Below are 14,094 nucleotides of genomic sequence, written 5' to 3'. Positions count from 1 at the left end.
ATGAGTTTGTCAACTTTTCAAAGTAAAAATAAAACTATAGAGTTACAAGAAAATATTATAAGATATTTTCTTATAGCTGCTGCCACAATATCAATATTGACCACATTTGGTATTTTGTTTTCGATATTATTTGAAGCTATCGAATTTTTCAAGTTAAAGAGTTTCGTTTACTTTTTTACAGGTACGGAATGGTCTCCAGGAACCATAAATAGTAAATTTGGTGCATTACCTATCTTTGCTGGAACTTTTATCATTACATTTATTGCTATGTGTGTTGCATTACCTATTGGATTAGGAAGTGCAATATTTATGAGTGAGTATGCCTCTTCACAACAAAGAACTTACCTCAAACCATTACTAGAAATTTTGGCAGGAATACCTACAGTTGTATATGGTTTTTTCGCAGCAATTACAGTTGCACCTTTTATTGTAAATGTTTGTAATTCTATGGGAATTGATGCATCTTTTAACAGTGCATTAGCTTCAGGTGTGGTTATGGGGATTATGATAATTCCTGTAATATCTTCATTAAGTGATGATGTAATTTCTGCTGTACCTGATAGTTTAAGAAAAGGTTCATTAGCGCTTGGTATGACTAAAGCAGAAACAATAAAAGATATTGTTTTACCTTCTGCGCTTCCTGGAATTATTTCGGCTGCATTATTAGGAATATCCAAAGCTTTGGGAGAAACAATGATTGTTGTTATGGCAGCAGGTCTACGACCAAATTTATCATGGAATATTTTAGAAGATATGACAACAGTTACAGTAAGAATTGTTGATAGTTTAGTTGGTGATCAAGCTTTTAATTCACCTGCTACTTTAAGTGCTTTTGCACTTGGATTAGCGTTATTTGTTGTGACATTGGTCTTAAATATTGTATCTGTGAGAATGATTCAAAGATTCAAAGAAAAATATAAAATGAGTAGTTTATAATGAAAAACACAAAAAATACATTAAAAAAAGTATCAAAAAAAGATAATATCTTTTATGACCCAAGTTTAAAAAAAAGACATGGAAAAGCAAAAATATTCAAGTATTTTACTATCACATCATTAGTATTTTCACTTGTGTTTTTAGCTATTTTTTTAGGAGATATGGTTATAAAAGGAAGTACAGCAGTTCAACAAACTTATGTACAAGTAGAAGTTACTTACAATGAAAAAAGTTTAAAAAGCTATCGTAAAGCAGTAGATAGAAAATATTTAAATATAGTAAGTAGAGCAGCTTTAAGAGAGATACCTAATCAAATAAGAAATAATGAAAAGTTAATGAACACTACAAATCTTATTTGGATGCTTGCTGATGATCAAGTTGATATGTATATGAAAGATTACTATTATAAAATTAAAGATAAAGATCTTAAAACAATTCAAGATTTAGAAAAAAACAATAGATTAGAAAAAAGATTTAATACAATCTTTTTCACACAAGGAGATAGTAAAACACCTGAATACTCTGGTATATTATCTGCTATGATTGGTACTGTTATGACTTTATGTGTTGCTATGTTGTTTGCTTTCCCAATAGGGGTTGCAACAGCAGTTTATCTTGAAGAGTTTAGTACACAAGGGAAATGGAGTGAGTTTTTGGAAGTAAATATTAATAACTTAGCAGCTATTCCATCTATCTTATTTGGATTATTAGGACTTGCTATTTTTATCAATCTTTTTGGAATGCCTCGAAGTTCTGCTCTTGTTGGTGGATTAACACTTGCCTTGATGACTTTACCAATTATTGTAGTAAGTTCAAGAGCTGCTTTAAGAAGTGTACCTGCTAGTATTAGACAAGCTGGATATGGTCTTGGTTTAACAAAAGTACAAGTTGTAAAAGATCATGTTTTACCTTTGGCTTTTCCTGGTATTATGACAGGTTCTATTATTGGACTTGCTCAAGCGATGGGTGAAACAGCTCCTTTAATTATTGTTGGGATGATTGCATTTATTCCTGATAGTCCTACAACAGTATTAGAAGCATCTACTGTTATGCCAGCTCAAATATTTACATGGGCAGGAATGCCAGAAAGAGCTTATATTGAAAGAACAGCAGCTGGTATTTTAGTTTTATTAACTGTTCTTATTTCATTGAATGCTTTTGCTGTTTACTTAAGAAAAAAATTCGAAGTAAAGTGGTAGTCTTTGAAAATTGAAAAGAAAATACTTAAGAGAAAGTTCTCTTAAGTATTTATTTTTTTGTCTAAATATCTATCTATATTTGTATAAATAAATCCATTCTTATCTATAAATGTTAAATGGTCTTTATCTAAATCTTTTACATTTTTCAATCCCATAACAGCCAAAATAGTTTTAACACCTGCTAAAAGATTTTTATGATATTGTACAGTTTTATTTGCATGTTTGTTTACTAAGTAAGCACTTCTTAGTTTTTTATCTTGTGTTGCTAATCCTACAGGACATTGATGAGAACCATGACCTGAACACATTCTTGCTCGGATACATCCTGCACTCATCATAAACCCACGCGCAAGATAAATAAAGTCTGCTCCCAATGCCATAACAACAGCAATATCATCAGGCGTAAGTATTTTACTTGCTGCTATGAGTTTTACTTTCTTTCTTACTCCATATTCTTTTAAAACATTATCTGCTATGTGTATAGCATCTTTCACATGAAACCCAACACAATCCATAAGAAAAAGTGGTGCTGTTGCACTTCCTCCATCTCCTCCATCTATACTTATAAAATCAGGAATACCAGGAAGTTTATTCTCTTTTCTTCGTTTCATCTCTTTGGCAATATCTTCTATCCCCTCACGACTAGAGATAACGATTTTAATACCAACAGGTTTTTGTGAAAGTTTTTGTAATTTGGCTACAAAGTCAAAAAGATCTTTTGTAGTTTTTGCATATGGAAATCGATTTGGTGATACAACAGCTGTATTTGCAGGAACATTTCTGTAATATGCAATAGAGTTACTTACTTTTTCAGCTGCTAGTTTACCACCAGTTTGTTTTGCTCCTTGTGCTAGTTTTATTTCGGTCATTTTACAAAATTTCATAGTTTTTTGATATCTTAAATCATCAAAGTTTCCTTCATCATCTCTTACACCAAAAAGTCCAGAACTCATTTGAAAAATAATATCTGGCATATCTTTTGGCACTTCTTCTGGGAAGTTTTCAAGTGGTGCATCCCAATTTGGTCTAAAAAATACAAATTGATCCTGATCAAAAATATATGTATCGACCTCTTTTTGATTTAATAATGTTTTCCTAAAAAACTTAATCGCTAAATTATTATTTAAAAAGAATTTGATAACAGAATAGATAACTTTATTAAAACCATCAATTTTAATACGATCCATACATAAGTCATTGTGATCTTTGTGTGTAAAGAAAAAGTTTGTTGTAAGACTTCCTTCCCCTGTATTTATAGGAAAGTTACCTTCAAAAGAAGCTTTAGTAAAGGCTCTTGTTCCCTCAGGTGAAATAGCTCCATCACTCATAGCACTTCTTGCAATGATAGTCTTTGCTGTATATGGTATCTTTCTATCTTTTCCAAATGTAACTTTAAATTCTTGATTTACTTCATCATCATTGAGTGGACTATTTGAATGTTTCATTAAAAATTTAGGATTTGCTTGTGGTTGTGTTGGAGAAAATGATGCATAACCTGCTTGATCATTTGCAGCTTTATAAACCCAGTCAACTTTATCTTTTGATTCATAAAAAGTTTCATCACCAAAATATTGTCTAAAAGGTTCTCTTAGTGCTTCAAAAAAATATCGCATTCTTCCAATGAGAGGATAGTTGATGAGTAGTTGATGTTTTCTTTGTATATATTTATCATATATAATGACATTGATAATTATAAAAAATATAATACCAAAAATGATTTCAAATGCAAGTTCCATGTAAATTCCTTATTTGTTTAGTTCTAGACTGATTATACTCCATTCAATATAAAAGTATGTTATAAAAAAGAAGATTATTTAATGGAAGATAAGGATAGTTTTTTCTTGTAACTAATGTGTAACTTTCTTAGTATAAAATCCAATTAAATTAAATAACAAGTAGTACAAATGAACAAAAATAAAATAGAAGTAAACAAGTTAAATTTATGGTATGGTAATAAACACGCATTGCATGATTTAAATATTAAAATTTTTGAAAACAAAATCACAGCATTGATAGGACCATCAGGATGTGGAAAGTCAACTTTTTTAAGATGTATCAACCGAATGAATGATTTAGTAAGTAGTGCTAGAATTGAAGGTGAAGTGGTTATCGATGGTCAAGATATTTATCATAAAGATGTTGATGAAGTAAGTGTTAGAAAAAGAATTGGGATGGTTTTTCAACAACCAAATCCTTTTCCAAAATCTATTTATGAAAATGTTGCTTATGCTCCTTTAAAACATGGAATTGTAAAAAAAGGGAAAGCGTGTGATGAATTAGTGGAACAATCTCTCATCAATGCAGGAATATGGGACGAAGTAAAAGATATCTTAAGAGAACCAGGTACTGGGTTGAGTGGAGGTCAACAGCAACGACTTTGTATTGCACGAACAATTGCTGTGAAACCTGATGTGATTTTGATGGATGAACCAACATCTGCACTTGATCCTATTAGTACTGAAAAAATAGAAGCTCTGATGTTAGAACTTAAAAAAGATTTTACAATTGTAACAGTAACCCACAATATGCAACAAGCAGCAAGAATAGCTGATATGACAGCATTCTTTCACTTAGGTGAACTAATAGAATACGATGAAACAGAAAAAATATTTATCAATCCAAAAGAGAAAAAAACAGAAGATTATATAACCGGAAGATTTGGTTAAAAGGAAAAAAATGTTAGCAAATTATCAAGAAAAATTAGAAGAGATAAAGTCAGAAATCATTACTATTGGTACTGGATTATTAAAAGCAAATGAATTAATAGTAGAAGGTCTTAAAGAGTGCGATGAAAAAGTGTTTGTAGATGCAAAATCATATATTAAAAATGTTAGCAATATTATTAAAGATATTGACAATAATATTATCACAACTTTGGCATTGCATTCTCCAGAAGCAAAAGATTTAAGAGGGATGGTATCGTATTTAAAAATTACAAATGAACTTTTAAGAGCATCGGCAAATACTAGAAACTTTATTAAAGGTTTTACAGAAGAGTGTAAAAATGTTGATAAAAAAATAATCAAAGATTATGCAATACCTATGCAAAAATCAACAGTTGATGCTATAAAATATAGTGTAGATATGTTAAGTATAGATTGTGTTGATGAAACACAAGAGTGTTTCAATAAAGTTGTTATTGCTGAGAATAAAACTGATGATTTATATGAGATGATTGAGTCCGAGTTGTTTAAACAAAACCCTAAAGATAGTGACTTTAATAGATTTCATAAAGTGTTAGTAGTATTACGAAGAAGTGAAAAAGTTGCAGATAGAGCAATGAGTATAGCAAGTTTACTTTTATATGCAAATAATGGTGGAGAGATACACAGAGTTTAAATATTTTGGTATAATTAATTATGAATACAATTTTAATAGTAGAAGATGAGCCAGATATTTTAGAACTTCTTGAATATACACTAGATAAAGATTATGAGGTGATCGGATGTTTAGATACCTCAAATGTATTAGATATTCTTGATGAAGAAAAAATTGATTTGATTTTGATGGATAGAAATTTACCAAATGTTGAGGGAAGTATCTTTATTCAGGAGTTACGATCAAAAGGATATAACCAAAGCGTAATATACCTAACAGCAAAAGATGCTGATGAAAATATTATAGAAGGTTTTGAGAGAGGAGCTGATGATTATATAACAAAACCTTTCAATATTGATATTTTAAAAGCTAGAATAAAATCTGTAATAAACCGTTCTCAAAAGAAACTTGATATTATTAAAGTAAGAGATATAACTTACATCTCAACTCAAAAGAAGTTTATCATAGATGGTGAAAATATGAATTTAACCCATTTAGAACATGATTTGTTATTAGAATTTATTAAAAATGTAGATATTTTATTGAGTCGAGATATTTTACTTGAAAATGTTTGGGAAGATAATATAGATGTAAAATCAAAAACAGTAAATGTTGCTATTAAAAGACTCAAAGAAAAAATTGATCCAACTGGAGAAAAAGAGTATATCAAATCAGTAAGAGGTGAGGGGTATATTTTTTATAAAGGAAATGTAAATTGTTAAAATTACATGATATATTTCTAAGAAAATTTTTGATTTTATTTGGGGTTGTTTTTTTCGTTATAGGAACAGTTTCTTATTTTTGGATAAAAAATATCTATATAGAACAAACTAAAATAGATCTTATTCATAATATCGATATTTTTTCTTTACAAGTGAAAGATTTTGACTATTTAGAAGAGCAAATAATGGCAATCAAACAAGTAATTGGTTTGAGAATAACTATTATTGATAAAAATGGTAAAGTTATAGCTGAATCTGATGAAGATAAGTCAAATATGGACAATCATCTTAACAGAACAGAGATACTAGAATCAAAATACAATAAATTAGGTTCTGTTGTTCGGTATTCAAAAACAATTAAGAAAGATTTTCTTTATGTTTCCAAAAGAAAAATTCTCAATAATGAATCGTACTATATTAGAATGGCTAGAGATTTAGACAAAATAAATGAAGAGTATCTCTATCTTACTTTTAAAGTTGCGATTTTGTTAGTATTATTTATTATTGTATTTTTTGTCGTAGCACTTAAAATTAGTAAAAAAGTGGAATTTGAAACGAATATGATTTTAGATTTTTTGAATAATTTACTGAAACAAAATAAATCACTAAAAATAGAGTCTAATTATTCTGTGGAGTTCAAAAAAATAACAAAGATACTCACAAAAGTAGCAGAAAGTTTAGCTAAAAAAGATAAACAAAAATCAAAATATACAGCAAAGCTTAAACTTTCAAATAGACAAAAAGACGATATAATTTCTGCTATTTCGCATGAGTTCAAAAACCCAATTGCTGTGATTAGTGGGTATAGTCAAACACTCCTTGATGATAAAGATTTAAATGCAAATATAAGAGATAAGTTTTTAGACAAAATTGTTTCGAACTCTGAAAAACTAACGAATATGATCGATAGATTACGATTGTCCATTAAATTAGATGAAGGGAAACAGCCTTCTCGTTTTGTACCAACAAATATTACTCTATTAACAAAAGGTATTATTGACGATTTAAGAGTTACCTATCCTTCAAGAGATATTAATCTGAAAGCTTCAGATTTAGTTTTGGATGTTGATGAAACAATGATGAGCATAGCAATAACAAATTTAATTGAAAATGCTTTGAAATACTCACAAGATGCTGTAAATATAACAATAGATAAAACAAAGTTTAGTGTTGAAGATTATGGAATAGGTGTTAGTAGTAAAGATAAACTTAAAATTACAGATAAATTTTATAGAGTTTCAAATAATGGATGGAATAACTCTATGGGGGTAGGACTTTCTTTAGTGTTAAACATTTTAAATATACACAATTTTAAACTTGATATTCAAAGTCAGGAAAATGAAGGTTCAACATTTAGTATTATTTTTTAGTGAAAAAGTTTTCCTAATTGTTGTGCCACATTGTCATCAGTATAAATTTTTATAAATTGAACGCCTATTTTTTTTAAATTTTTAAAAAGCTCTGAATCATGTTTTTTCACATTTTTTGTATAGTTTTCTGTTAGGTTACTATTTAAGTTCCCTTCGAATGTTTGAGAAGTATTTGGATCAGTAAAATTCACACTACCTAAAGCGATAGGATTTTCTTCAAATTTGTCTCTAACGATTATGATGATTACTTCATGTTTTTTTGCAAGTAAATTTAGGTTGAAATCATTTGTATCGAAAAAATCTCCTATCAAAAAAATTAAAGATTTTTTCTGTATTTTTTTATACAAATCATTAATGATATTTACAAAGTTAGCATTTTTTTCAAGAGGATTATATTTGTCAATATTGACAATCATATTCTCAACCCCAAATAACTTTTTTGTTTTTTTAGTATTGAGTTGTGCATCTTCATTTGCAATAAAACTACTAAAACTATCACCTTGTGCCACACAAACATACCCTAAAATAGAACATATCTCTGTGATAGTGTCTTTTTTAAAGCGCTTTGTTCCAAAGTAGGTACTTCCTGTTAAAATAGGTACAATATTTATATCTAGTTCTCTTTGTGTATGAAATACTTTGACGAATGGTTTTTGCATTTTAGCACTAATAACCCAATCTATTTTACGAATATCTTCTCCACCTTCGTATTCTCTTAGCTCTACAAAATCATATCCTTCCCCTTTGATATTCGAAGTATTATTTCCTATTTGTTGCGAAAATACTGCTTTTTTTGTTTTAATAAGAAGTTTTTTTAGGTTTTGATTCATTTTAACTCTTTAGTTTTTGATTGAATTCTTGAATAATATCAATTTCTCGTTCTTGCAAGTATTTTTTAAATACATTTTGTCCAGCTTTTTTAATATCTAATGAGATGACAAACTTCTGTTTTTCTCCATCAGAATCAATTCGAATTACTTTACCTGTTGCAAATATTTTTGTGAATTTTTTTTCATTTATAGAGCTAATGGGTCCATTTATTTCAAATCCAATAGTAAGCTCTACAATACTATTTTTCTCGATATTTAAAATTGATTTGGAACTAAGTGCTATATATTTGTAAGAAGTGTCCAGTGGTATCAGTTCTTGTTGTGTTTTATCGTACATAAGACTTGCTTTAAATGACTTATCGACAACTATTCGTTTATATATTTTATCTCTTTGTTGATAGTTAATTATCTGTGGGTTTATCAGTTCTAAAATAGAGTTTTGTGCATTAATTTCTGCTATATCTGCGAGAATATATTGAGCTTCCAAAAGTATTATAATCTGTTTTTCATATTGTGCTGCAATAAGTTGAGCTTTTGTAATTTTCAAAAATACACTATTTTCATTGATTTTAACTAAAATTGCATGGTTTTTGAGAAATAAACCCTTATAATTACTGATACAACTTATTTGTTTTTTATTTTGAAATGCCTTTTTTATGATTTCTAAAGAACCATTACTTTTGAGATCAAAATTATCTAAAAGTAGTTTACTTAGTAGAAAATCTAATTTTTGTAAATCCATAGGTTTTTGTATAAGCACAAGTTTATTATTGTCAAGTGACTCTAATAGCTCAAATGTATCATCTTTTAGACTTAAAACTATTATAGGAACATTTTGATTTTTATGATGGATATCAGCAATCAGCTCAAAAGCATTTTTTGTAGTAAGCTCCAAACTTGTGATGATAATATCTGGACTATGTTGAATATACTTTTCATAGCCATCGAGTCCATTATTTGATTGATAGATTTTTAAAAATAATGGTTGTAAATAATTGTATAGTTTATCTTGCAAATACTTATTTTTTTCAATATATAAAACAGATAAACGATTTGAAATAAATTTAAGTTGAGTCAGTTTTTTCATTTATATAGTATACGATAAATTAACTTTAAAAAATGATAACTCATAGTGAAATTTAAGTATTTCTTAGATATCATTTTCAAAATTAATACAAGGACATATAATGTTTCACGAACACAGAGAAATAGTAACAGAATTAAAAACTTCAAATGCACACTTCAAGAAAATTTTTGATGCACATAACGATCTTCACGATCAACTAGAAAAAGCAGAAGAGGGTGGTGTTGATCATATTAATCCAATGGAAATTGAAAAAATGAAAAAAGAAAAACTTAAGCTTAAAGATGAAGCTTATGCAATGATTATGGATTATAAAAACAAATAATTCATTGAAAATATAGAGAATTAAAAAGGCTAAGTATCTCAACTTAGCCTTTTTTGATTTTTAAGTAATTTTTCGATAAAATAAAATAATTTTAAAAAAAACTAGCAAAAGCGGTTTTTGTAAAAAAAGTTTCTTTAGAAAGGTAACAAAGTTACATGGAAAATCTTTTCGAATCACAAGATATAGTTGATATTAAAATTGAAGACTCAATTAAGGCTTCATATTTAGACTACTCAATGAGTGTTATTATTGGTAGAGCGCTACCTGATGCAAGGGATGGTTTAAAACCAGTTCACAGAAGAATACTTTATGCTATGCATGATTTAAATATGACATCAAGAACACCTTACAAAAAATCTGCAAGAATTGTCGGTGATGTTATTGGTAAGTACCATCCACATGGAGATAGTTCGGTTTATGATGCACTTGTAAGAATGGCACAAGATTTTGCTATGAGAGTGCCATTAGTTGATGGTCAAGGAAACTTCGGTTCTGTTGATGGTGATAATGCAGCTGCTATGAGATATACAGAAGCTCGTATGACAAAATTGAGTGAAGATTTATTAAAAGATATAGATAAAGATACAGTAAATCATATACCTACATACGATGATACAGGAAAAGAACCTTCAGTTCTTCCTACAAGAATGCCTACATTATTAGTAAATGGTAGTGAGGGTATTGCTGTTGGTATGGCTACAAAAATTCCACCACATAACCCAACTGAAGTTATGGATGCTTTAGTACATCTTATTGATAATCCAAAAGCAGATGCTACAGAGCTAATGCAGTTTATCAAAGGTCCAGATTTTCCTACAGGAGCAACAATTTTTGGTAGACAAGGTTTTACAGATGCTTATAAAACAGGTCGTGGAAAAGTAAAAATAAGAGCAAAGCATCATATTGAAACTAAAGGGAAAAAAGAGATCATTGTTTTAGATGAACTTCCTTATCAAGTAAATAAAGCAAGACTAGTAGAGCAAATTGCAAATTTATCAAAAGATAAAATGATAGAAGGTATCTCTGAAGTTAGAGATGAATCTGATAGAGAGGGTACAAGAGTAGTTATTGAGCTTAAAAAAGATGCGATGTCTGAAATAGTTATGAATAACCTTTATAAACAGACACCTATGCAAACGACTTTTGGTATCATTTTATTGGCTGTTCACAATAAAGAACCAAAAATATTTAATTTACCTCAAATACTAAATATCTTTTTAACACACAGAAAAACAGTTATTATAAGAAGAACGATTTTTGATCTTGAGAAAGCAAAAGCCCGAGCTCATATTTTAGAAGGTTTAAAAATTGCTTTAGACAATATAGATGAGGTAGTTAAAATCATTAGAGCAAGTTCAACAGATGCAGATGCAAATGAAAAACTTTGTGCTGCATTTGATTTAACTGAGATTCAAGCAAAAGCTATTTTAGATATGAGATTAGGTCGTTTAACTGGGCTTTCAAGAGAAAAATTAGAAGAAGAATTAAGGGCTTTATTAGAACTTATTGATGAATTGGAATCTATTTTAAAATCTGAAGATAAGTTAAATGAGATCATTAAAGGTGAGCTTATTGAGACTAGAGAAAAATATGACGAGCCAAGAAGAACAGAGATAGAAGAGAGCTATGACGATATAGATATTGAGGATCTTATTCCAAACGAACCAATGGTAGTTACTATTACTCATAATGGTTATGTAAAAAGAGTTCCTATAAAAGCATACGAGATGCAACGCCGTGGTGGTAAAGGTAAAGTTGCTGTTACAACTCACGATGATGATTTTATTGAAAAATTCTTTGTTAGCAATACTCACGATACACTTTTATTTGTAACTAACTTTGGACAACTGTACTGGTTAAAAGTATATAAAATACCTGAAGGTGGAAGAACAGCAAAAGGAAAAGCAGTAGTAAATCTAATCAATCTAAAAGAAGATGAAAAGATTATGGCTATTATCCCTACAACTGATTTTGATGAAGATAAATCAATGGCATTTTTTACTAAAAATGGTATTATTAAAAGAACAGCTTTAAGTGACTTTAGTAATATTAGAAGTAATGGTGTACGAGCTATTGTTCTTGATACTGATGATGAGGGTAATGTAATAGATGAGATTGTAACAGCACAAATCACACTACCTGAATCTAAATATCTGATGATATTTACAGCTCTTGGTCAAGTTATTCGATTTGATATAGAAAAAACAAGAACACAAGGTAGAACAACAAGAGGTGTAAGAGGTATCAAGTTTAAAGATGAATCTGATTTTGTTGTAGATGCTGATGTTATAGAGCATGAACAACAAGAGTTATTAACAGTATCTGAAAAAGGTGTTGGTAAACGAACAGAAGTAGAAGCATACAGATTAACTAACAGAGCTGGATCTGGTGTGATCTCTATGAAACTTAGTCCAAAAACTGGTAAAACAGTAGTTGGGAATGTTATTGTTGATGAAGAACAAGATCTTATGGCATTAACATCTATTGGTAAAATGATACGAGTTGATATGAATACAATTAGAAAAGCTGGTAGAAATACAAGTGGAGTTACTATTGTAAATGTTGATAAAGATGATAAAGTTGTAAGTATTGCAAAATGTCCAAAAGCAAAAGATGATGAACTAGATATTCAACTAGCTGATGATATGGCTGGTGTTGATTTGGAAGAAAGAAATTTATTAAGTAATACAGAAAATGAAGAGGAAAATAAGTAAAAATGAGTGGAAAATATAATGTTGCCGTTGTAGGTGCAACGGGAGCAGTTGGAGAAGAGATCTTTAGAGTTATGGAAGAGTTAAATTTTCCAATTGGTGAACTTTTACCATTAGCAAGTGCTAAAAGTGTTGGTACAAGTATAACTTTTAAAGGGAAAGACTATCCAGTTGTAGAGTTAACAGATACAGTTTTTGAAGAAAATGAAGTAGATATTGCATTTTTCAGTGCTGGTGGTTCTATCTCTGAAAAATTTGCTAAGTATGCTGTAGAAGGTGGTGCAGTTGTTATTGATAACACTAGTCACTTTAGAATGGAACCAAATATTCCATTAGTAGTACCAGAAGTAAATCCAGAAGATATAAATCTATGGAGAGAAACAGGGATTATTGCAAACCCAAACTGTTCAACAATACAAATGGTACAAGCATTAAAACCTCTTGATGAACTTTATGGTATCAAAAGAGTTGATGTTTCTACATACCAAGCGACAAGTGGAGCTGGTAAAAAAGGGATGGAAGAACTTGTAAAACAGATGCAAGACTTTTTTGCATTTAAACTTGATGAAACTCAAAAAGAAGCATTTGCACATCAAATAGCTTTAAATGTAATACCACATATTGATGTTTTTCAAGAAAATGGTTTTACTAAAGAAGAGATGAAGATGGTAAATGAAACTCAAAAAATCATGAAAAAACAAATAGCAGTTGCTGCTACTTGTGTAAGAGTTCCTGTTTTAAGAAGTCATAGTGAATCTATCACTATTAGATTTGAAGATGGTGTTGATGTTGATGTTGATGCGGTAAGAAGTGCATTAGATAACTTTGAAAATGTAGAAGTTGCAGATGATACAGCAAACAATATCTATCCAATGCCAATTATGTCAACAGATACAGATATAACTTTTGTAGGAAGAATTAGAAAAGATATCTATGAACCAAATGTTGTACATCTTTTTAATGCAGCTGATCAAGTAAGAGTTGGTGCTGCTACAAATGCTGTAAGAATTGGTCTTAAATGGATAGCTTTACAAAATGAGGAGCTATAAAAATGTTAGAAAAACTATTTGAAGGTGCTATTTGGAGAAGTAGACTAGTAGTCATACTTGCTGTCGTATTTGGATTACTTGGTGCTATTGTTTTATTTATTGTTGCATCTATGGATATCTGGGGAGTTGCTGTATATTCTTTTAATACAATTATAAGTGGCGCTCATCCTGAACATTTTCATGAAGATATAGTTGCAGGTATTATTGGGGCTGTTGATTTATATCTTATAGCTGTTGTTTTACTTATCTTTGCATTTGGTTTATACAAATTATTTGTGTCTGAGATTGATGAGGCAATGGAAAAAGAAAATGCAAATAAAATACTTGCAATTCACTCACTAGACCACTTAAAAGACAAAATAGCAAAAGTTATCTTAATGGTTCTTGTAGTAAGCTTCTTCCAAAAAGTATTACATACAAATTTTGCAACACCATTAGAGATGTTGTATTTTGCACTTTCAATCACTGCTCTTGCAGTTGGATTGTTCTTTTTAGGAAAAGTAGGAAAACATTAATAGATTCACTAATCTATTAACCTACAAAGACTAAC

The 14,094-nt window shown here is 29.5% G+C and carries 13 protein-coding genes; 10 read left to right on the top strand and 3 right to left on the bottom strand.

Translation table 11 applies throughout. The features are described from left to right. Nucleotides 1-6: 6 nt before the first annotated feature. Nucleotides 7-936: a phosphate ABC transporter permease subunit PstC gene (gene pstC / locus ACMCMH_RS01910; RefSeq protein WP_412726546.1), complete on the top strand. Its 930-nt coding sequence runs from the start codon at nt 7-9 to the stop codon at nt 934-936. Beyond that, nucleotides 936-2,135 (top strand): phosphate ABC transporter permease PstA, encoded by a 1,200-nt coding sequence (pstA, locus tag ACMCMH_RS01905; RefSeq protein ID WP_412726544.1) that lies wholly within the window; start codon nt 936-938, stop codon nt 2,133-2,135. The genes pstC and pstA overlap by 1 nt, the downstream gene beginning before the upstream one ends. A gap of 41 nt (nt 2,136-2,176) precedes the next feature. Here the strand turns inward: pstA and ACMCMH_RS01900 are convergent, their stop codons facing one another. Continuing rightward, nucleotides 2,177-3,871, bottom strand: a complete 1,695-nt coding sequence (locus tag ACMCMH_RS01900) for a glutamate synthase-related protein (protein ID WP_412726542.1) — start codon at nt 3,869-3,871, stop codon at nt 2,177-2,179. 168 nt (nt 3,872-4,039) lie between these two features. Here ACMCMH_RS01900 and pstB point away from each other — a divergent pair, with 168 nt between their 5' ends. From pstB to ACMCMH_RS01880, 4 genes are read left to right on the top strand one after another with little or no spacing between them, the layout of a single operon-like run. Beyond that, nucleotides 4,040-4,801, top strand: coding sequence for a phosphate ABC transporter ATP-binding protein PstB (gene pstB, locus ACMCMH_RS01895; RefSeq protein ID WP_412726540.1), 762 nt, complete (start codon nt 4,040-4,042; stop codon nt 4,799-4,801). A gap of 10 nt (nt 4,802-4,811) precedes the next feature. Next, nucleotides 4,812-5,474, top strand: coding sequence for a PhoU domain-containing protein (locus tag ACMCMH_RS01890; RefSeq protein ID WP_412726538.1), 663 nt, complete (start codon nt 4,812-4,814; stop codon nt 5,472-5,474). Nucleotides 5,475-5,494: 20 nt separating this feature from the next. After that, nucleotides 5,495-6,175: a response regulator transcription factor gene (locus ACMCMH_RS01885; RefSeq protein WP_412726536.1), complete on the top strand. Its 681-nt coding sequence runs from the start codon at nt 5,495-5,497 to the stop codon at nt 6,173-6,175. Then, the gene (locus tag ACMCMH_RS01880; RefSeq protein ID WP_412726534.1) at nt 6,169-7,545 is read left to right on the top strand and encodes an ATP-binding protein; all 1,377 of its coding nucleotides are present in this window, start codon (nt 6,169-6,171) and stop codon (nt 7,543-7,545) included. Before ACMCMH_RS01885 ends, ACMCMH_RS01880 begins: the two co-directional genes overlap by 7 nt. Here the strand turns inward: ACMCMH_RS01880 and ACMCMH_RS01875 are convergent. Further along, nucleotides 7,542-8,375, bottom strand: a complete 834-nt coding sequence (locus ACMCMH_RS01875; protein WP_412726533.1) for a DUF58 domain-containing protein — start codon at nt 8,373-8,375, stop codon at nt 7,542-7,544. The two genes, ACMCMH_RS01880 and ACMCMH_RS01875, sit on opposite strands and share 4 nt — an antisense overlap. 1 nt (nt 8,376) lies before the next feature. Continuing rightward, the gene (locus tag ACMCMH_RS01870) at nt 8,377-9,462 is read right to left on the bottom strand and encodes a response regulator (protein ID WP_412726531.1); all 1,086 of its coding nucleotides are present in this window, start codon (nt 9,460-9,462) and stop codon (nt 8,377-8,379) included. 100 nt (nt 9,463-9,562) lie between these two features. On the opposite strand from ACMCMH_RS01870, the gene ACMCMH_RS01865 reads away from it, so the two are divergent. The 4 genes from ACMCMH_RS01865 (at nt 9,563) to ACMCMH_RS01850 (ending at nt 14,059) form a co-directional block, all read left to right on the top strand. Continuing rightward, nucleotides 9,563-9,784 carry a YdcH family protein gene (locus ACMCMH_RS01865; RefSeq protein WP_412726529.1) on the top strand — a complete coding sequence of 74 codons (222 nt, stop codon included), beginning with the start codon at nt 9,563-9,565 and terminating at the stop codon, nt 9,782-9,784. A gap of 155 nt (nt 9,785-9,939) precedes the next feature. Continuing rightward, entirely contained in the window at nt 9,940-12,498 is a 2,559-nt protein-coding gene (gyrA, locus tag ACMCMH_RS01860; RefSeq protein WP_412726527.1) for a DNA gyrase subunit A, read from the top strand. 2 nt (nt 12,499-12,500) lie between these two features. Further along, complete coding sequence (locus ACMCMH_RS01855) at nt 12,501-13,544, top strand: aspartate-semialdehyde dehydrogenase (RefSeq protein ID WP_412726525.1); 1,044 nt, start codon at nt 12,501-12,503, stop codon at nt 13,542-13,544. Nucleotides 13,545-13,546: 2 nt separating this feature from the next. After that, nucleotides 13,547-14,059 carry a YqhA family protein gene (locus ACMCMH_RS01850; protein ID WP_412726523.1) on the top strand — a complete coding sequence of 171 codons (513 nt, stop codon included), beginning with the start codon at nt 13,547-13,549 and terminating at the stop codon, nt 14,057-14,059. Nucleotides 14,060-14,094: the final 35 nt, after the last annotated feature.

The sequence above is a fragment of the Arcobacter sp. 15-2 genome (assembly GCF_047159865.1).
GTDB lineage: Bacteria > Campylobacterota > Campylobacteria > Campylobacterales > Arcobacteraceae > JAIOSF01.
The sequence above is the reverse complement of the archived record's forward strand: the minus strand, read 5'-3'. Positions and strand labels throughout refer to the sequence as shown.